15 protein-coding genes and 3 pseudogenes are annotated in these 20,167 nt (G+C 55.1%); 11 read left to right on the top strand and 7 right to left on the bottom strand.

Annotated features, from left to right (window positions below; translation table 11 throughout):
• Positions 1 to 107 precede the first annotated feature (107 nt).
• Positions 108 to 730: pseudogene (locus IGS75_RS12280) on the top strand (IS5 family transposase).
• A gap of 119 nt (positions 731 to 849) precedes the next feature.
• Here the strand turns inward: IGS75_RS12280 and IGS75_RS12275 are convergent.
• From IGS75_RS12275 to IGS75_RS12260, 4 genes are all read right to left on the bottom strand, one after another.
• Positions 850 to 1,863, bottom strand: a complete 1,014-nt coding sequence (locus IGS75_RS12275; RefSeq protein WP_202257004.1) for a putative FMN-dependent luciferase-like monooxygenase — start codon at positions 1,861 to 1,863, stop codon at positions 850 to 852.
• Between the two features lie 96 nt (positions 1,864 to 1,959).
• Complete coding sequence (locus tag IGS75_RS12270; RefSeq protein ID WP_202257003.1) at positions 1,960 to 2,574, bottom strand: alkylhydroperoxidase domain protein; 615 nt, start codon at positions 2,572 to 2,574, stop codon at positions 1,960 to 1,962.
• The gene (locus IGS75_RS12265; protein WP_202257002.1) at positions 2,571 to 3,221 is read right to left on the bottom strand and encodes a CMD domain protein; all 651 of its coding nucleotides are present in this window, start codon (positions 3,219 to 3,221) and stop codon (positions 2,571 to 2,573) included. The genes IGS75_RS12270 and IGS75_RS12265 overlap by 4 nt, the downstream gene beginning before the upstream one ends.
• Positions 3,222 to 3,256: 35 nt before the next feature.
• Complete coding sequence (locus IGS75_RS12260) at positions 3,257 to 5,887, bottom strand: TonB-dependent receptor plug domain-containing protein (protein ID WP_237468809.1); 2,631 nt, start codon at positions 5,885 to 5,887, stop codon at positions 3,257 to 3,259.
• Positions 5,888 to 6,233: 346 nt separating this feature from the next.
• Here IGS75_RS12260 and IGS75_RS12255 point away from each other — a divergent pair, with 346 nt between their 5' ends.
• The 7 genes and pseudogenes from IGS75_RS12255 to IGS75_RS12225 all read left to right on the top strand — a co-directional run bounded on the left by IGS75_RS12255 (position 6,234) and on the right by IGS75_RS12225 (position 12,376).
• A complete protein-coding gene (locus tag IGS75_RS12255) occupies positions 6,234 to 7,862 on the top strand; it encodes a TIGR04028 family ABC transporter substrate-binding protein (RefSeq protein ID WP_237468807.1) in 1,629 nt (542 codons plus the stop codon).
• Complete coding sequence (locus IGS75_RS12250) at positions 7,859 to 8,851, top strand: ABC transporter permease (protein WP_202257001.1); 993 nt, start codon at positions 7,859 to 7,861, stop codon at positions 8,849 to 8,851. Before IGS75_RS12255 ends, IGS75_RS12250 begins: the two co-directional genes overlap by 4 nt.
• Positions 8,848 to 9,663, top strand: coding sequence for an ABC transporter permease (locus tag IGS75_RS12245; RefSeq protein WP_202257000.1), 816 nt, complete (start codon positions 8,848 to 8,850; stop codon positions 9,661 to 9,663). Before IGS75_RS12250 ends, IGS75_RS12245 begins: the two co-directional genes overlap by 4 nt.
• Positions 9,660 to 11,237 carry a dipeptide ABC transporter ATP-binding protein gene (locus IGS75_RS12240; RefSeq protein WP_202256999.1) on the top strand — a complete coding sequence of 526 codons (1,578 nt, stop codon included), beginning with the start codon at positions 9,660 to 9,662 and terminating at the stop codon, positions 11,235 to 11,237. Before IGS75_RS12245 ends, IGS75_RS12240 begins: the two co-directional genes overlap by 4 nt.
• Positions 11,238 to 11,359: 122 nt before the next feature.
• Positions 11,360 to 11,626 (top strand): annotated as a pseudogene (locus tag IGS75_RS15570) (transposase); the annotation flags it as partial.
• A gap of 302 nt (positions 11,627 to 11,928) precedes the next feature.
• Positions 11,929 to 12,114 (top strand): hypothetical protein, encoded by a 186-nt coding sequence (locus IGS75_RS12230; protein WP_202256997.1) that lies wholly within the window; start codon positions 11,929 to 11,931, stop codon positions 12,112 to 12,114.
• A gap of 109 nt (positions 12,115 to 12,223) precedes the next feature.
• The gene (locus IGS75_RS12225; protein ID WP_167495547.1) at positions 12,224 to 12,376 is read left to right on the top strand and encodes a hypothetical protein; all 153 of its coding nucleotides are present in this window, start codon (positions 12,224 to 12,226) and stop codon (positions 12,374 to 12,376) included.
• On the opposite strand, the pseudogene IGS75_RS12220 reads toward IGS75_RS12225, so the two are convergent.
• From IGS75_RS12220 to IGS75_RS12210, 3 genes and pseudogenes are all read right to left on the bottom strand, one after another.
• A pseudogene (locus IGS75_RS12220) lies at positions 12,331 to 12,909 on the bottom strand (transposase). The gene IGS75_RS12225 and the pseudogene IGS75_RS12220 sit on opposite strands and share 46 nt — an antisense overlap.
• A gap of 742 nt (positions 12,910 to 13,651) precedes the next feature.
• A complete protein-coding gene (locus tag IGS75_RS12215; RefSeq protein WP_202256996.1) occupies positions 13,652 to 14,995 on the bottom strand; it encodes a GntT/GntP/DsdX family permease in 1,344 nt (447 codons plus the stop codon).
• Between the two features lie 130 nt (positions 14,996 to 15,125).
• Entirely contained in the window at positions 15,126 to 15,896 is a 771-nt protein-coding gene (locus IGS75_RS12210; protein ID WP_141353219.1) for an SDR family oxidoreductase, read from the bottom strand.
• Between the two features lie 282 nt (positions 15,897 to 16,178).
• Between IGS75_RS12210 and IGS75_RS12205 the strand changes: the two genes are divergently transcribed.
• From IGS75_RS12205 to IGS75_RS12195, 3 genes are all read left to right on the top strand, one after another.
• Entirely contained in the window at positions 16,179 to 17,825 is a 1,647-nt protein-coding gene (locus IGS75_RS12205; protein ID WP_202256995.1) for an FGGY-family carbohydrate kinase, read from the top strand.
• A 78-nt stretch (positions 17,826 to 17,903) separates the two neighbouring features.
• Complete coding sequence (locus IGS75_RS12200) at positions 17,904 to 19,232, top strand: ABC transporter substrate-binding protein (RefSeq protein ID WP_202256994.1); 1,329 nt, start codon at positions 17,904 to 17,906, stop codon at positions 19,230 to 19,232.
• A gap of 26 nt (positions 19,233 to 19,258) precedes the next feature.
• Complete coding sequence (locus IGS75_RS12195) at positions 19,259 to 20,167, top strand: carbohydrate ABC transporter permease (protein WP_202256993.1); 909 nt, start codon at positions 19,259 to 19,261, stop codon at positions 20,165 to 20,167.

Here is a 20,167-nt window from a genome sequence, read left to right as displayed (position 1 = left end):
ACTTATGAATAGTCTGCAAAAATAGTGTACAATTAATTTATCTATATTAATATTGAGGGTTCAAAGAACCCTCTTCCTTTGAGGGTTCCTCTGTGAGGAGACTGAAGATGAGCGGCCTGTTTTGGCTGACAGACGAACAGATGGAGCGTCTGCGACCCTTCTTTCCCAAGAGCCACGGTAAACCCCGCGTCGATGACCACAATGTGCTGAGCGGCATGATTTTTGTGAACCGCAATGGTCTGCGCTGGCGGGCTGCACCCCGGGAATACGGTTCACACAAGACTCTCTATAACTGCTGGAAGCGTTGGAGAGACATGGGCGTTATTATGCGAATAATGGATGGCCTGTCTGCTGCGAAAGCGGAGACTCAAACGATCATGATTGATGCGACGTATCTCAAAACGCACCGCACGGTTTCGAGCCTGCGGCTAAAAAATGAGATCCAGGCCGCCTGATCGAGTGGACAAAAGACGGCATGAGCACGAGGCTGCATGCGATAACGGATCAGAACGGACGATCGCTGAGCTTGTTCATAACTGCGGGACAGATCAGCGATTATACCGATTCCTCAGCTCTGCTAGACAGCCTTCCTGCAGCACAATGGATGCTGGAAAATCGTGGAAATGACGCCAACTGGTTCAAGGACTGGCGACGTGTCGCAACACGCTATGACAGATGTCCGAATGTCTTCTTCTCAACCATCGACCGCGCCACAACCGTCATCTTCTAGATATGAACCTAACCGCTACCGTTACGTCAACAACATTAATTGTGCAACAAAGCCCATCCCCCCCCCAAAAAAAAAGGGAAGCGATCAACGTTCTTCGGACCCTCCTCATTTATGAAAAACTATTTGGGGGACAGGGCATTATTTTTATTCGCCAAAATAGGTGCGACCTGAGTGGCGAAAAGTTCCAGAGAACGCAGAATATATGGATGTTCCGGATCAATGGAATGCACCTGAATGGCAATTTCAGTTGCATGATCCAATGTCCTGTCCCGCAGAAGGGAATTAACGACTTCTTCCGGTGTGCCAATGTGCACATCAAAGGTGCGGATCAGGGTATCAATATTCGTATCATCTATCGTATGGCCTGCGGCACGGAATTTCCTCACCTGACGCGACAGGCCTTTTTCGGCCAGTCGCAAAGCCTTCGCCCGATCATCGGCTACAAAAACCGATCGTGACGCCAGAATTCGCGGGTCCCGACCGTCAGGAAGGGCGTTGAGATAGGCTTCCACCATTGGAACCTGCAATTCCCACAATGAAGCATCCGGTTTTTCCGGCCGACGGGGCTGCGTACGCGACAGTAGCAATCCGTCACCATCGCTCCCTGCCCGCCCGGCCCCGAATACGGAGAACGTTGCCTGCCAGCTACGGTTCTCAAGCCCCGTCCCAACCGGCCACAAACGGTTGCCGTCCGGTAATTCTTGTCCGGTCCATGCCGATTTCACCGTATGGAGTTTGCGGTTGAAGACGGCATGTCGATCCGAAAAATTCTCACCAAATGCCGGATAAGACGTCGGGGTTCCCCCAGAGCCAAAACCGACTTCCAGTCGCCCTCCTGATAAAATGTCCGTAACAACAGCATCTTCCGCAACCCGCACAGCATCTTCCATGACGAGCGTGACAACGCCGGTTCCCAGACGAATTCGAGACGTCTGGGCAGCAGCATGAGCCAGAAAGGGAAAAGGTGACGGAAGGCCGCCTTCATCCCCATGGAAATGATGCTGGGCAACCCAGGCGCTCTGAAAGCCATAAGCTTCCGCAGCCCTGATCTGCTCCAGCGCAAGAGCATATCGCTGAGCGGCAGGGACATCATCCAGAAGACGGGTAAAAAAACCGAACTGTTTTTGTGACACGGACCAGATAACTTTCAGTCTGATTCAGGGTATGGTTTGGTGCTCTATGAAATATTCCATAATCAATCGGCATCTCCTGCAGAGAATGCCGATTGATTACTCTGACGGAAATGTCGGATATCCCAAAGAAAGCATAAGCCGATTTGCCCAGTTAAAGAATGAAGAGGCATTGATCAGATCCAGAATTTCCGCGTCTTCAAACCCCGCCTGTCTCAACATTCTGATATGAACATGCGAAAATCCGACTGGTGTTTCAGACACACGTCGGGCGATTTCCTCCACAAGCTGCCATTTCAGATCTGTGTCGTGGGGAAGCTGCCCCGTTTCCAGCAATGCGGCGAGAGCCTCTGGGGAACCGCCTTGACGCTCACTGAAACGTACGTGGACGGAAGCGCAGTAGATGCATCCGTTAAATCGCGAAACAGCAGTGGCCGCAAGCTCCCGTTCCCTGCGTGGCAGTCCTCCTGCGACATTGTAGAAAATATCCTTGTCGCTGCGTGTCCGGGCTCCAAGAATCTCGGGGTCCCGTGCTAGCAGCCTGAAATATGGAGATTTAGCCCGTGCGCGGTCTACAAGCCCCTCATAATGGGCCTCAGTCAGGTTGCCTTCTTCAAGAGGCTCAAGCCACGGGTGCCAGTCTAGTTGAGCCTTTGTAAAACGGTCGGGTTCCTGAGTATCTGTCTGTGAAACAGTCTGTTCTGTCACGTTCATGATGGGCTCTCCGAAAGGATGTCACCTGCTGTCGGGCCGACATCGCGTAGCACGCTTAGGCTATGAATAATGCGGATCTGGAACGCCAGGAATGAAATGAGCTGGGATAACGTCACGATGCCCGTGTCAGTCCACCCGGCTTCTTTCAGTCTTTCAAGTGCCTGTACCGAGGCGTCCCTGGGATGAAATGTCAGGAAATGAGCGTGCTCCAGAGCCCGCGCCAATGATCTGTCAACATTGACGTCCAAAACTTCAAATCCAGAGCCGTTGAGATCCTCAACTGAAAGTGGGCCGGCAGGATAAGCTCCATAAGGCCCCAGTGTTCTTCCCCGCCGGAGCAGATTTTTAATAACCGGTGACAGCTCTTTTCCTTGTTCTGATCGTTCAAGAAGGTCCAGATAGAGGCGATAAATCGTCGTATCGCCATGTAGTCCCGCAACAAAGGCGGCGACGGCCAATCGATGCGTCTGGGGGAATTCTCCGTCCTCCAGGGGATTGAGGAGCAGCTCAGCGCTCTTTTGCGCATTGTCACGCAAAACCTCACGCCCCCGCCTGAGGGTATCCAGCCAAGAATCTGCATCAATTCCGACCACGTAATCAATAAGATCTAGAGGCGGATCCGCTTTGAAAGAAAAAAATGTAGTCATCAGTCTATCCGAATATCTGAAGTATCTGGGAAAGCTCAGAAGACATATCCAATTCGGGCATAATAATATCCGCCCTCGTACCCGCCAGGGGCTGTTTCCGGATACTTGATTGTGCCCTGGGTTTCGGAAATGGTACTGGCCTTCACGCGGGTGGGAAACTTGTTGAACAGATTATTGGCCCCTGCTGTCAGCGTAAAACCGCTCCCAACGCGGGCGCTAAAAGCAAGGTTGGTCTGAACCTGTGGTCTTATATGTGTCCAGGTTGAGGAGGGATCACCGCTATAATTGATCCATTCCACGCCGGCGTAGCGCTGTTCCTGAACATACAAATTGTAGCGCCCCCTGCTCCAGTCCAGCGCAAAGGATTCCTTGTTCTTTGGAGATGCCCTCAGCAGATTGTTTCGCGACAGGCTGTCATAATACGTCTGCCCAAGCTGCTGTAGAACGCCGGGAGTGTCGGCGTAATGCGTCACTTCGGTGTCCGCCACATTGGCTTGTACACTTCCTGTCAGAACGCCCCAGCGTTTTGCGAGAGGAAACTGGTAACTGAGCTTGGCCGTAAAACCATTGGTAGTCGTGTTGCCGATATTGGTCATGTAATTGACGAATATTCTGTCGGTCGGACTGCTGGTAATTCCCTGGCTGTACAGGAATTCATTCATCTGGGTGCCTGAAAATTCCGTCGTACTCTCGATCCGGTCATTGATGTCGATCCGGTAACCGTCCAGCGTCACGCGAAGAGAGTCGATGGGTGTCCAATCAAAACCGATATCATAACTGCGGGAGGTTTCTCCTTTGACGCCGGTTGCACCGAGAAGTCTGGCAACCGGATCAAACGAAGACAGGTTTTCCGTCACCTGTCCGGGGCCAGTTGACGTCGCGTTGTAATGAACCGCTCCCAGGGTTGGCGCCCGATAGCCTGTATTGATGCTGGCACGCAGAGCAAAGCGCTTGTTGAAATTGTAACGCATCCCGATCGAACCTGTCGGAGCAGCCCCCTTGTCGGAATAACTAACTGCACGGCCGCCGATCGTCAGTTCCCACTTCCGGGTCAGGAACAGATCGAGGCCGACATGACCGTCAAAAATATCGCGGGACCAGTTACCAGCGTTCTGAGGCTCAAAGCCAGCATAACCGGCGGCGCCTGAACTCGGCTGAACACCTGTTTGTCCAACAAGAACAGGTCCGGTTGCCCATGACTGATAGTCTCCTTGCCCGATCTGATAGGTATCGTGACGATATTCCAAACCGAAATTGAGTTCAGCAGGTTTCGCAAGCTGCGGAATTGCAAATTTCTTTGAGAATTTCGCCCCCCCGATCAGTTCGGAGGCAATGATCTGTCCCTGATGAAAGTTCGTCTGGCTATCCACGCCGAAAGTCGGGTTTTCATCGTTTTCGACATTTTCATTTACACGCTCACGCCCGAACGAGGCGTAGGTATTCCAGGCGATCCCATGCGCCAAAACCCCACGCAAACCGCCATTGACCTGAAAATCCAGTTCATCGAATGTTTCAAGTGGCGAGTATCCGTTAGGGTAAAGAGCGCGGGTGGTATTGTTATTGGCCGGCCCGCGAAAAAATCCGACACGAACCGTTGAGCGATGTCCGAGAGTGCCAGTCGCATAGCCTTCCACGTGGTCAGTAATGGGAACATGACCATTGAAGCTGAAAACTTCAGCCAGAGATTTGCTGACACCCTCAACACGATTGACATCCTGCCCGACCCGCTGCTGCATCTCGGCATCCTGTGGCAGGTCGTAAAGTTTGGCCGTGTTGAGCGCATCCCGATGGCTTGGAAGCTGGTTCAGGACCTGCCAGGCGACATCAATCCCGCCGCCCTGATTACCAATCTTGTGCTCGATATCGCCATAGCCTTCAACGGCCTGACCGTCTCCGGCATAAAATCCGCTGTTCATGAGGTTGACCGTGCCACCATTTTTTGTACCGCTCTTCAGAACGATATTAATGGCACCACCAATTGCGTCCTGCCCGTAAAGAGCTGTCGCACCTTCTGTAATGATTTCGATATGATCAATAGCACTCAATGGAATGAGGCTCAGATCCGCAGGTTCGGTTCCTTTGGCTGGGCCATCGCCCCAGTTGCCAAGAGCGCTTATATGTCGCCGCACACCGTTGACCAGAACGAGCGTTTCATCAGCATTGAGATTGCGAAGAATCACCGTCTGGGTGGGCGTTGTTGAATAGGCGCCGCCACCTCCTCCCGGCGGAGCATTCAGTTCAGGCGATGTTTGCTGAAGGGCTGCGATAACATTGGTCTGCCCTGTCTGCAGAAGCTGTGCTCCTGAAACAATAGCGACGCTAACCGTACTTTTCGTGGGTGTCGCAACCCTGAACGCAGGCGCGATATTGCCCTGACTTCCTGTCGCAACGATCCGCTCGACCCCGCTGTGGTCTTCAACACTTCCGGGCGCCGTCGAAGCAGCGTGCGAAGGTAATTTGGAGGGGGCACTTGCCTTGTGTTCCGCAGACTGTGGACGTCTGGCCTTGACGTATTTCCGTGTGTCCCTCTCGCTTTCCGACGCAGTTGTTGCATCTGCGGCAATTGCGACGCCGGTCGCCCCCAGAGAGAGCAGAAGAGTCGTGGCAATCCATACGGGTCTTGAACCGGAACGCCGCAGAAAGTCATGAGTCCGTCTATACGGCATAGCTATTTCACCATCGACTATGATGTTTGTGCTGGCGATGAATCACCAGTAATGAATGTTGATAAACACGATTCTACAAAAACAACAACCGTAAATGTTTTATTGTAAGAATAACTATTATATATAGTTTATTATTGTCTGTTATCCGCTTCCTGTTTTTCAGGAAAAACGCTCCGCCCTTTTCTTCTTGGGGTAAGAGGCCTGGATGGGACTCTGAGAACGCAACAAATATTTTCGCCAAATATCTTTCCAAAACGGGAAATTTAAGGATATATATATTAACAACTATTTTATTAAGTTATTAATTCATACCCACGTTTCAACACGCCCCATCCTGAAGGTGATAATGCCGCTTCATCACTCCGTGTCTGTCCGACGATCTGCGCTGGCAACCGTGTTTCTTGCGGGACTCTCTGCTTTTCCACAGGCCCAGAGCCGGGTTCCGGACCGTACGATCATCTATCTGGACCCACAGGAGCATACCAATCTCTACCCGCCCGCAGGCGGATTCTATCCAAACGGCGGCATTCTGAGCCAGATCACGGATCGTCTGACCTGGCAGGATCCTGAAACGCTTGAAATCAAACCATGGCTGGCAACCGACTGGTCCGTGAATGCCGATAGTACGATTTACACATTCCACCTGCGTTCCGGCGTCACGTTTTCTGACGGGACGCCGCTCGATGCGCAGGCTGTCGCCCTCAATTTCCAGACATACGGCAAAGGCAATCAGGCACTTCATTTTCCGGTTTCAGAAGCCATCAGCAATTTCGATCATGCGGAAGTTGCCAGTCCCACTACCGTCATTTTCCATTTCACCCACCCTGCCCCGGGCTTTCTGCAGGCCACGTCTGTTCTGGGTTCGGGGATTGTCTCTCCCGCGACACTGGGGCGTCCGTTCGATGACCTGGGAACGGCAACGGGCATCATAGGCTCCGGTCCTTTCGTCGTCTCAGCGGATATTCCGGGGCGGGAGGTCGATCTTGTCGCGCGTCAAGACTATCGCTGGGGGCCAAAAGCGGGAGAGGGCAGAGCCACGGTGGAGCGGATCAAGATTCTGGTCGTTCCTGAGGACAGTATTCGGGTGGGAGCGCTTCTTGCAGGTCAGGCCGACATTATCCGGCAGGTCGAAGCCTATGACGAAGAACAGATACGCCGTGCGGGATACAGGCTTTTTGCACCATCCACTCGCGGCGTGAACACCGGCCTTGCCTTCCGGCCCGATAACCCTCTGGTAGCGGATATCCGGGTTCGAAAGGCGCTCCTTCATGGAACGGACCGGCAGGAAATCGTGAGTGTCCTGTATTCGCGGAATTATCCCGTAGCCCGTTCGATCCTGTCCTCACAGGCCGCAGGATACGCCGATTTCTCCCAAAAACTGAAATATGATCCTGCTCTTGCTGCGAGTCTTCTGGACAGCGCGGGCTGGAGAATGGGCGAAGATGGCCTACGTCATCGCAACGGACAGACGTTACGGTTGGGAATTCATGTCTCCCTGCCCCATCCCCAGAACAAGACCATGCTCGAACTGATTGCCCAGCAATGGCGTCGACTGGGCGTGCAGCTCGACATCATGTCCGGAGCTGCGGCAGGGGTTCTTCTGGATAACCTCAACCCGCAAAGAACGCCCCTGACCGTTTCGGAAGTGGGACGAGCTGATCCCGATGTTCTGAAGAGCGAATTCTTTCCACGAAACCGCGATTCCCTTCTTCAGAAGGGAGGACAAAGCACGAAAGTGCGTGCTTTCAGGGATGAAGCTCTCGACACGATGCTGCTTGATATCGCCTCCATCACCAATCGTGAGGAACGCCTGAGACGGGTTGTCGCAGTTCAGGAATATCTGATCGATAATGCCTATGACATCCCGCTTTTTGAAGAACCACAGGTTTATGCTGCGTCCCCCGATTTAAAAGGCCTGCGCTTTGAGGCTGTCGGCCGACCGGTTCTGCGGGATCTGGAGTTTGCGGCCCCATGAATGTCTCTCATTTCCCTGAACGTCGTGGCTTTTCTGGACATTTCCTGGTGCAGGTCGGTCGGGCTCTTCTGATCCTCTGGGGCGCCTTCACGCTGACTTTTATCCTGTTGCAGATGATGCCAGGAGATGCCGTCATGATCCGCTTCATGGACCCTGAACTTGGCCTGTCACCCGAGCAGATCGAAACCATGCGCGTTCTGTACAGCGGGTCTTCGAACCCTGTGTTTCAGTATTTTCACACCCTCTGGCAGGTTCTGCATGGCAATTTCGGATATTCCGTCCAGCTTGGCGTTCCTGTCGGGAAACTGCTGTCAACGGCACTCCCCGTTACTCTGCGGCTGGCAGGCGTCGGGTTTCTGCTCTCTCTCGTCTGGACACTCGCGATTGCCGTAGGGGCCAGTCTTCTGCCGATCCGGGCCCTGCGACAGGCCGTTCATGCCCTCCCCGGACTCTGGAGCGCAATTCCACTCTACTGGTCCGGCATTCTTATCATTCAGGTTCTGTCCTTCAGGTTGCACCTGCTGCCTGTCGTCGGAGTCGGGGCATGGGAAGGTGTGCTTTTACCGGGTTTGGCCGTCAGCCTGCCGGTTGCCGCCCCTCAGGCCAAACTTCTGCTTCAGCAAATCGAGGAAACGGAGCGCCTTCCTTTCGTCATGGCCAGCCGGACACGCGGGGCCAGTCGGGTTTCTGTTTTCTTCCGTCATATTCTCCCCAATTCCGTCATTCCGTCCCTGACTATGGCAGGGCTGTCGCTGGGGGAACTGATTGCAGGCGCCATCGTCACTGAGACCGTTTTTGGTCTGAACGGTCTGGGTCAGATGACGCGGGATGCCGTCTCGGGGCAGGACGTTGCCGTCCTTCAGGCTGTCGTCTTGATTGGTGCAGCAGGTTTCGTAAGCGCCAATCTCGCTGTTGACCTTTTCATTCCTCTGATCAACCCGACTTTGCGCATGTCCCATCGGATCGGAGGCGGCAAGTCCGGATCATGAAGCGATTTTCCATTCCTTCTCCCCTCTCCGTGCTCTCCGCCATGATCATCGGAGTCTGTGTGGTTGCAATTCTGTACCCTTCCGTTTTAACGAGCGGAGATCCGGCAACAGGAGTGGCTCCCGAACATCTTCTGCCGCCAGACAGTGCGCACTGGTGCGGAACCGATCAGCTCGGGCGCGACGTCCTGACCCGCATCATTTACGGCGCGCGCGAAACGCTGCCAGCCGCTTTCGTGGCGACCATGACCGGTATTGTGCTTGGCTCGGTCATCGGGGGATTTGCCGCACTGTCAGGGCCTGCGGTGGACACGCTGCTTTCGGGTGTCATTGATGTCCTTCTCGCTATTCCTGAACTTCTTCTGGCTCTGACGGTCGTCATTCTGACGGGTTTTGGCCCGATTCATGCCGCTCTTGCCGTCGGTATAAGCCAGACGGCCGGCTTTGCGCGCATTGTCCGCAACCTCGTCCGGACGCTACGGTCGCAGACCTATGTCGAGGCCGCCCGCCTGTCAGGAACCGGTTTCTGGGGCATAGTCGGATGGCATATCCTTCCCAATGCCTTTCGTCCGCTGCTCGGGATGGGGATCCTGCGCTATGCCACGGCCATCCTGTCCCTCGCCACTCTGGGCTTTCTTGGATACAGCGCGCCTCCGCCAGCGCCGGAATGGGGGCTCATGATTTCAGAAGGACGGGATTATCTGGCCACAGCATGGTGGATGACCACATTCCCCGGCCTCGCCCTGCTGACCGTCGCTCTGGCAGCCAACCGCCTGAGCCAGGCCATGACGAACGCAGGGGAAGAACGACCATGACCTCTCCAACCCCTGTTCTGGACGTAAACGATCTGGCCATTTCCTATGGTGACAGGATCGCCGTGAAGGGCTTTTCGTTTGCGGCGATGCCCGGAAAGACGATAGCCCTGATCGGAGAATCCGGCTCTGGAAAATCCACCATCGCCAAGGCTGTCATCCGCCTGTTACCGCCTTCCGCGCGTATTGATCGTGGTAGCATTACCCTGAACGGACAGTCTCTGCTTGCAGCATCGTCACGCACCCTCAATACCATTCGTGGACGTCAGATCGGGTTCGTCCCTCAGGATCCGGGCAGTTCGCTTGACCCTCGCATTCCCATCGGCCGACAGGTTGGGGAAATTCTGCGTCTGCACACCTCCGAAGGTCGGCGGGAGCGTCATGACCATGTGCTGGCCCTTCTGGAAAAGGTTGGCTTACCCGATCCTGGACGGTGCTTTTCGCAGTTTCCCCATGAACTCTCGGGAGGCATGAAGCAGCGCGTGCTCATCGCCATCGCTGTTGCTCTTGCTCCCGACCTCATTATTGCAGACGAGCCCACGAGTGCTCTGGACGCCACGATCCAGCGTCAGATTCTGGATCTGCTCGACAGTCTGCGCGAAGAAAACGGCTGTTCAGTTCTCATGATTACCCATGATCTCGCCATCGCCCGTGACAGGGCGCATGACGTCGTCGTCATGCAACACGGCACGGCCGCGGAACGTGGTCTTTCAGACAGCCTCTTCAGTGCACCCCATTCTCCGTATACCCGCAGACTCCTGAGAGACTCTCCTGCCTTTCATCCCAGAACTCCTCCCGTGCGAAAGGTCGCCCCGGCGCAGGTTCCGGCCCTGGAGGTCTCAAACCTCACCATCACCCATAGGACTCACGGAGGGCGCACAAGTCCGACCGTGCGGAATGTTTCCTTTACCGTACAGCCTGGCACGACCCACGGCATCATTGGAGAATCTGGCTCCGGCAAGACCACGATCCTGCGTTGCCTTATGGGACTGATTTCTCCGATTTCAGGAAGCGTCCAGATTCATGGGGCAGATGCTTTTGGTGGCCGCCCCGGCGAGCGGGGGCCATTCCGCAGCATGCAGCTTGTCTATCAAAACCCCTGGAGTTCGCTGGACCCGAGGCTGACGGTTCGTCGGATCATAGAGGAGCCCCTCCGCAACCATTTTGATGAAAACCGTTCATGGCGTCTCCAGCGGATCCACACACTTCTTGAGCGGGTGCATCTGAAGCCCGACATCCTTGAGCAGTATCCTTCCGATATTTCCGGAGGCCAGTGCCAGCGTGTGGCTCTGGCGCGGGCTCTTGCTGCGGAACCCGACATTCTTGTGCTGGACGAATTCGTTTCCGCACTGGACGTCACGGTACAGGCCCGCATTCTGGAACTCCTGACGGAGTTACAGAATGATCTTGGCCTGACATTCGTCTTCGTATCCCATGACCTTGCAGTTGTCAGACAGATCTCTGATACCCTCTCCATCATTCGGCACGGAGAGCAGGAAGAATACGGGCCTGCCGAAAGCATCTTTTCGAATCCCGCATCGGACTATACCCGAACCCTGCTTCAGGCTATTCCCTAAGTTCATAATCCATTGATTTTATTGTAGAAATCTGTTTCAGGCTCTGCAAGGGGACTGAAGATGAGCGACCTGCTTTGGCTGACAGACGAATAGATGGAGTGTCTGCTGCGAAAACCGAGACTCAAACGATCATGATTGATGCGACGTATCCCTAAGCGCACCGCACGGCTTCAAGCCTGCGGCTAAAAAAGGGGGATCCAGGCCGCCTGATCGAGTAGACAAAAGACGGCATGAACACGAAGCTGCATGCGATCACGGATCAGAACGGACGACCGCTGAGCTTTTTCATGACTGCGGGACAGGTCAGCGATCATACCGGTGCCTCAGCTCTGCTGGACAGTCTTCCTGCAACACAATGGATGATGGGAAATCGTGGGTATGACGCCGACTGCCTCGCCGCAACCGTCATCTTCTGGCTATGAGGCCTGAGCCTACCGACGCGTCGGCCATCACTGAACAGCTCAACAGTGTTCGCGGCCTGCTGTGCGTGATCGCAGATGGGAATACAAAAAGGAAAACAAGCAATAAACGGCATATTGGCAGCATTCGGAGTTCGAGTTGTGCTGCTAGCGCGAAGCATACCCTGTTAAGCAGATAGCGGAAGTCGGGGCTTCAGCATAAGGGGAAAGAAAAATACTCTGGACATAAAAGTTGGCCCGAGCGCAGTATTCTATTTTCCTTGGAGAATAATATGTCATACCGCACCAACGACGACGAAGACGGTATTAATTCAGAGATCCATCAGTTATTCTTCGAACTCCAGCGTGATGCGGAGCAACTGAATATTGCGGTCGATAAGTCAGGGGCAGACACTGAAATCAAGCATATGGTCGCGGCGTTGGCCGATAAGATCGACGGGTTGGCATCATTGATGTGACGTGCGCTTGGCCCGATTGGGAAGCATCTTCATGGACTAGTGCCCAGAATCGAAACCCGGAGTTCGTATCATCAGCCTGCGGAAAGCTAACAAACAGGGGGTTCGCTCTATGTCTCGCAAGGCTAACATCATTATGCCGGCTGACGAGGAAGACCCCCAGATCAATAGGGGCATTGCACTTGATAACGGCAATCCGGAACTGACGGAAGCGGACTTTCAGGTTATGACGCCAACCGTAGAGGTAATGTCGGCATTAACGTAGGCCAGGCTCAAGCCACATAGGCAAAACATAACGGTTTCAGCGCGGCAGATGGCTAAGAAGAAGGCATTTGAGCATCTGTCATACGTAGTGCAATGCGCTGCCAGCCCTTGAGCCTTCCGAGCATGATCTCGAGGCGGTTACAGCGTTTGTATTTCCACTTGTCGTATTTGACCGCTTTTGCACGGAATTTCCGCTCTAGATCACCCTTTTGAACCGCAAGCTCGAAGCCGTGCGGTGCGCCTTGAGATACGTCGCACCAATATAATGGTTCGGGGCTTGGCCTTTTCGTCAGCCAGACCGTCTATCATCCGGGCGAAGATCCCCATGGCGCCCCAGGGCTTCCGGCGGTTGCAGAGCGTTTTGTGTTGAGCGTATTCCCGGGGCGCATCACGCCAGCGCATCCCATTGCGGTTCACAAAAATGATCCCGCTCAGCACTCGGCGGTCATCAACACGGGGTCTACCATGGCTCTTTGGGAAAAAGGGCCGCAGACGATCCATCTGTTCATCTGTCAGCCAAAACAGGTCGCTCATTGCCAGTCTCCTCGCAGAGCCTGAATCAGATTTCCACAATCAAATCAATGGGGCCTGATCCTAGGCTGGAACCGCGAGTGTGAATGTGGTGACACAATAGACGAAGGCCATGGCCCGTGGCCGAGGCAGAAAAACCTACAACTGAAGATGCCATTCTGGCGCGGCTTGATGGAGAGATCGGCATGAGGTGGATCTTCCTGACCTTTGCTCTCATCGGCTCAAGGTCAGTCCGCTATGCGCTCTGCCCACCCCTCATGGCGTACTCGCCCCCTGAGCAACAGACTCTCGCGGAAGAAATCAGTGCGTATCCTCAACCGCAAACTATCTACGGGATAGAAAATTTATCGGACTGCGCAATCAGGTGCCGGCGTGCTCAAAGAACTGATCGCCGGATCCATCATTCTCATGCCACTACTCTCAGGCATATGATTGACACTGCGTGGAATGAGAGAGAAGTGTCTCGCAACTCTTGGGAATTTCCCAATGGTTCAGTCATCCAGGATTTCTTGACCGCTGAACTATCCAGGATCCTTTAACGATTAAACCTGTAAGAGATCCTTACAGATTGTCTGCTTGGTGTTTAAAGCTGGGCGACCAACGAGCGTGATGTGCAACTTGCGTGGATTTAGTCCACTTCACTATCTATACTCAGCAGAAAACTCTTATTTTTACACCCCTTTGACATGGCAGGAGTCACAGGTTCGATCCCTGTTACGCCCACCACTCGGATCGATGGAGAAGCTTAATGAACAAATATCGAAGCAATCATGCAAAACACGAGGCCGCAGACTGCAATTAATGTTTCGAGAACCGACCACGTCTTGAGGGTCTGCGGAACCGTCAGGCCTAGATATTCCTTTAGCTGCCAGAAACCTGCGTCGTTCATTGGGCCAAAAGCAACCGAGCCTGCTCCCGTTACCAGAACCATTAACTCGGCCGACACACCTGTTGAGCGCGCAAGAATGGGGGCGACGATCCCTGATGCTGTTGCCATCGCAACGGTTGAAGAACCACAGGCAACACGCACAATCGCAGCGAGCATCCAGGCCAAAACCAGCAGAGGGACGTGAGCGCCAAGTGCCGTATCCGTGATGGATCGTGAAACTCCGCTATCAACGAGAACATGCCCGAAACCTCCCCCCGCCCCTACGAGAAGCATGATCAGGGCGGTCGGCCCCAGACACTCATTCGTAAATCGCAGAACGGTCTCTCGCGAAAAACCCCGTGCGTGACCCAAAACATAAAACGACAGAACCGTCGCCAGCAGAAGCGCGATATCCGTATTACCAACAAAATGTAGAATATTATTGAAGGTCGTATGAGGCGCAGCAACCCGGTCTGCCATCGAACCGGCCAGCATCAGGATAACTGGAGCGAGCACTGTGAAGACCGTGATGCCAAAGCCTGGGAGATTTCCTGGCGGCTTACTGTTCACAAATTGCTTGGCCAGCGGATTGACCCCTTCGGGAATCACTCTTGCTGAAGCGAACCGCCCGAAGACTGGCCCGGCAATCACCGCAATCGGCGTTCCAATCGCAATACCAAGCAGAATGGTTTTCCCAATATCGGCATGATAGGCGCTCAGTGCCAGAAGCGCAGCCGGATGCGGAGGGATAAGGGCATGCGTGATGGACAGCGCTGCCCCCATGGGAAGCGCGACACGTAGTAAAGGCGTCTGCGTCCGATCTGCCAAAACAAACGCCAGCGGAATCAGAAGCACAAAGCCGACTTCGAAAAATACGGGAAGCCCGACCAAAAGGCCGATCAGCATCATGGCCCAGTCAACATGCCGACGGCCCGAAAGGGTCGAGATCGTCAGGACAATACGATCGGCGCCACCGGACTCCGCCAGCATTTTCCCAAGCATGGTGCCAAGCGCGATAACGGTTCCGACATGCCCCAGCACGTGCCCTGCCCCCGCCTCGAACGACCCCACAACCCTGTCAGCCGGCATACCTGCAACGAGGGCCAGCAGAATCGAGACGGAAAAAAGGACGATGAACGGATTGATCCGGAACCGGGCGATCAGAATGATAACCGACACAATAGCCGCGGTCGCAAGCGAGATGGCAAAGATGGAGTTCATCAAATGTCAACTTTCCTGTGGCATCCTAATACAAGAAGCCATCTTATCGAAAACCATTCCAGCACAAACCGGACAGACAATGCCCCTAACACAGTTCTGATAAATTGAAACGGAGTCATCCGTAGAAAGACTACAGTGATACAGTTATCCCGCCATCAACCATCAGCACCTGTCCGTTAACGAAGCTTGAAGCCCTGGAAGACAGAAATACTGCTGCCCCGACCAGTTCCTCGACCTGTCCCCATCGTCCTGCCGGCGTCCGTTTGCACAGCCAGTCCGTGAATTCTTCGTCCGCCACGAGCCTTTCGGTCATTTCCGTCGCAAAATATCCCGGCGCCAGTCCGTTGATCTGAAGTCCGTGTCTGCCCCAGTCCGTCGCCATGCCTTTTGTCAGGTTTTTGACCGCTCCCTTAGTCGCCGTATAGGGCGCAATTCCTGGGCGGGCGAGTTCACTCTGGACGGAACAAATATTGACGATCTTGCCCTGTCCGCGCGGAATCATATGTCGTGCCACCGCCTGGCCGACAAAGAAAACTGCATTAACATTAGTTGAAATCAGATCATCCCAGTCCTTACGCTGAAATTCCTCCAGAGGCGCACGGCGCTGTATCCCGGCGTTATTGATCAGGATATCGATCGCTCCCATGTCACGCTCGATCGCTGCCACGCCATCAATCACCGCATCCTGATCCGTCACATCGAAAACAGCCGTTCTGGCTCTCAATCCTTCCGCCTCGAACCCGGACTGGGCAGAGTCGAGACTCTCAGTATTTCGGCCATTCAAGACAACCTCGGCCCCGTAATGCGCAAGCCCTTTTGCCAGCGTCAGACCAATGCCCCGTGACGCCCCCGTCACAAGGGCGCGCGCACCGGAGAGAGAAAAAAGATCGGGATGGGACATATCTGTCAGCCTTAAAGTCACGGTTCTATTCTTCCTAGCAGCCTGAACCCGCCATGGATCCACAAGTCCGCGTGCGCATCGCGTGCTCTCAGACGGGCAATGAACTTTTGTCAGAAAAATTCCCCACCCTCTTCTGGACAGCATAAAGGTTATATGTAACATACATAACGATAGTTTGTGATTTTTAAGTGTGATATTCTGTCACAGACAAACGTTAGGCAGACGACGGGCATGTCTCTTCTTGTGTCCCGTCTGTGCTTTTCAATATCTGGGTGTGATTCTATGGATCTGGTTCTGGGAATTGATGTTGGAACAGGCAGTGCCCGGGCGGGTCTCTTCACGCTTGAAGGACTTAAGAAAGCCTCATCCGTCCGGCCAATCCAGACATGGGCCCCGCGTCCCGGTTACGCCCAGCAATCCTCACAGGATATCTGGACCGCCGTCTGCGAAGCGACCCGCAGTGCTCTGGAAATGCTTGATGAACCCGGACAAGTCATTGGCATAGGCTTCGATGCAACCTGTTCTCTGGTCGTCGTTGGCGGCAATGGTCAGGGTCTCTCAATAGATCCCGGCGGCGCACCGGGACAGGATATCATTCTCTGGGCGGACCACCGCGCCATTGAAGAAACGCGCGAAATCAACGGCAGCGGCCAGGAGGTGCTACGTTATGTTGGCGGTACGATTTCCCCCGAAATGGAAACGCCAAAACTGCTCTGGCTGAAGCGCCATCTTCCACAAATCTATGAGCAGGCGGCTCATTTTTTCGATCTTCCCGATTTCTTGACATGGCGCGCCACCGGTTCGCTGTCACGATCGGCCTGTTCGACAGCCTGTAAATGGACTTATCTCGCCCATGAAAACCGCTGGGACGAAGGATATTTTCAGTCCATTGGACTTGAAGACCTCACACGCGAGAGCTTCAGGCGCATCGGGAACGATATTCGCCCCCTCGGCGCTCTTGTTGATGGAAACTTGAACGCTAAAGCGGCTGCGGAAATGGGACTGTCAGCCGGTATCCCTGTTGGCGTTTCCGCCATTGACGCCCATGCCGGAGGCATCGGTCTGTTCGGGTTAAACACCGAAGATTCCCTCTCGGACGCTCAACTTGAGCGCTCAATATCGCTAATCTGCGGAACATCGAGCTGTCATATGGCCGTATCGAAAGATGCGCTCTTCGTGTCTGGTGTCTGGGGCCCCTACTGGAACGCCATGGTCCCTAAGATGTGGCTGAATGAAGCAGGACAGTCCGCTACGGGCGCGCTGATCGACTTCGTCATTTCCAGCCATACCTTTGGCTCTGTGCTCAAGCAGGAAGCTAAAGACACAGGGACCAGCGTCTACGCCTTGCTTAACGCACGGATCGAAGCTCTGGAACGCCAAAGCCTGCCGGGAACGATCACCGCCGACCTGCACGTGTTGCCAGACTTCCACGGAAACCGCTCTCCCCATGCCGATCCTGACCTGACCGGTATGATCAGTGGCCTACGATTGTCTGACACGGTCGACGATCTGGCACGACTATACCTTGCCACCTTGCAAGGCCTCGCTTACGGCACGAAAGACATTATCGAGGCCCTTAACGCGCAGGGCTACCGGATCGACACCATTCTCGCGACCGGTGGCAGCACCAAAAATCCGGTCTTTCTGCGCGAACATGCCAACGCTACCGGTTGCCGTATCCTGCTCCCCGCGGAGCCGGACTCCGTCCTGCTAGGCGCCGCCATCCTAGGGGCGGTCGCGAGCGGAACATACACCGATCTACGACAGGCCATGGCACAGATGAGCCATGCAGGAGACGAGATCGTCCCCGACCCGCGCCTCGCTACGTATCACGCCACCAAGTGCAGCATTACTCACGACATGCTCTCGCAACAGCTCATCTGGCGTCAGCAGATGCATGACATGCTGGAAAAGAAGAACACCGCCTGACGGCACAGCCGTACGACCCGTTCTGCCATTCCTGCCCTGCCGAAACACAGTATCATCCCTTTCCAGAGGCCGATTTCCATGTTCCGTCTCAAAGACACACGCACAGCCATCTGCACTCTCGCGCTTCTACTCACGGGCTCCGCCCTCTCCAGTGCTGAAGCCGCCGGAACCCTGACGATCGCCACCGTCAACAATGGCGACATGATCGTTATGCGGCAGCTTTCGACGGAATTCGAAAAAGCCCATCCCGAAATTCACCTGAACTGGGTCACGCTTGAAGAAAACGTCCTGCGTCAGCGCGTCACGACCGACATCGCCATGAAAACCGGCCAGTTCGATGTCGTCACCATCGGCAATTACGAAGTGCCGATCTGGGCCAAGCAGGGTTGGCTCACCGAAATCAAGCCGGACGCCACCTATGACGTAAACGACATTCTGCCCTCGGTCCGCGACAGCCTGACGGCGAACGACAAGCTCTATGCCCTGCCGTTCTACGCCGAAAGCGTCATGACCTATTACCGCAAGGACCTGTTCCAGAAAGCTGGGCTGACAATGCCCGAACAGCCGACTTATGATCAGGTTCGTCAGTTCGCGGACAAGATCACGGACAAGCCCAATCAGGTCTATGGCATCTGTCTGCGTGGCAAGCCCGGCTGGGGCGAAAACATGGCGTATATTTCCTCGCTCGCCAACACATTCGGGGCGCAGTGGTTCGATGTGTCATGGAAGCCAACCCTGACATCCGACGCCTGGAAAGCAACCCTGAACTGGTACGTCTCCGCCCTCAAGGCGGATGGTCCTCCGGGTGCGACGTCCAATGGCTTCAACGAAAACCTGGCTCTGTTCGCCAGCGGTCATTGCGGGATCTGGATTGACTCCACGGTCGCAGGCGGCCTGCTGTTCGATCCCAAACAGTCGCAGGTTGCGGACAAGGTCGGCTTTGCTCCCGCTCCCAAAGGCCCCTACGGCAAAGGACCGACCTGGCTGTGGAGCTGGAGCCTCGCCGTGCCCGTCAGTTCCCATCAGAGCGCCGATGCCCAGACCTTCATCGCATGGGCCACATCCAAGGATTATGTGAAGCTGGTCGCCGCCCGGAAGGGCTGGGTCTCAGCCCCTCCGGGAACACGCGCCTCGACCTATGCAGCGCCCGAATATCTTAAGGCCGCCCCTTTCGCCTCTTTCGTCCTGAACGCCATCAAGACCGCTGATCCCAATGGTCCGACCGCACAGCCCCGTCCCTATACCGGCGCCCAATTCGTCGCGATCCCTGAGTTCCAATCCATCGGCACTCAGGTCGGCCAGACGGTCGCAGCAACCCTGTCCGACCAGATGACGATCGATCAGGCGCTGACATCCGCTCAGACTTCGATAACCCGCGCACTCCGCCAGTCCGGCCGCGCGCGATAACGCCGCCAGATCAAGGTCAAGATACCATGCAGGCCGTTCTCGAACACAGCCCGCCCGCAGGGGCGACAGCCCGGACCACGAAGAGGACAGGATTCCTGCTCCTCTCTCCGTCCGTCCTGATCCTTCTGGTCTGGTCGATCGTCCCCCTCGTCATGACGCTGTGGTACTCGCTACAGAACTATAACCTCGTTGATCCCACGCTGCACGGCTTCGCGGGCATCGACAATTACTGGTACCTGCTGACCGACCCCGATTTTCTGCACGCTTTGCTGAACACGCTCGTCCTCGTTGCGGGCGTCCTGCTGATCAGCATCGGCGGAGGAACCCTGCTGGCTGTTTTATACGATCAGGAATTCTTCGGACGCGGCATCGCCCGCATCATGGTCATTTCGCCATTCTTCATCATGCCGACGGTTTCCGCACTGTTGTGGAAGAACCTGATGCTGCACCCGATCTATGGCGTCTATTCCGCCATGATGCGGGCCGTGGGCCTCACCCCGATCGACTGGCTGGCGCGCTTTCCGCTCATGACTGTCATGATGATCGTCGCCTGGGAATGGCTGCCCTTCGCGGTTCTCATCCTGCTGACGGCCGTGCAATCTCTGGACGGCGAGCAGCGTGAAGCCGCCCGCATGGATGGCGCGGGGCCGATCGCGCGTTTCCGCTACATCATCCTGCCGCATCTGGGCCGCGCCATCAGCGTCGTGGTCATGATCGAGACGATCTACCTGCTGACGATCTTTGCCGAAATCTCCGTCACTACGGCGGGCGGACCCGGCGTGGCCTCTACCAATCTCGCCTACCTGAACTATTCCCGCGCCCTGCTTCAGTTCGACGTGGGCGGTGCTTCAGCGGGTGGCGTGGTCGCAATCGTCATCGCCAATATCGTCGCAATTTTTCTGGTGCGCGCCGTAGCCCGCAATCTGGAGGCCTGA

Source organism: Gluconobacter sphaericus, assembly GCF_016757795.1.
GTDB classification, from domain to species: domain Bacteria; phylum Pseudomonadota; class Alphaproteobacteria; order Acetobacterales; family Acetobacteraceae; genus Gluconobacter; species Gluconobacter sphaericus.
Note: the sequence above shows the minus strand (reverse complement) of the source record. Positions and strands in the feature narration are given on the sequence as shown.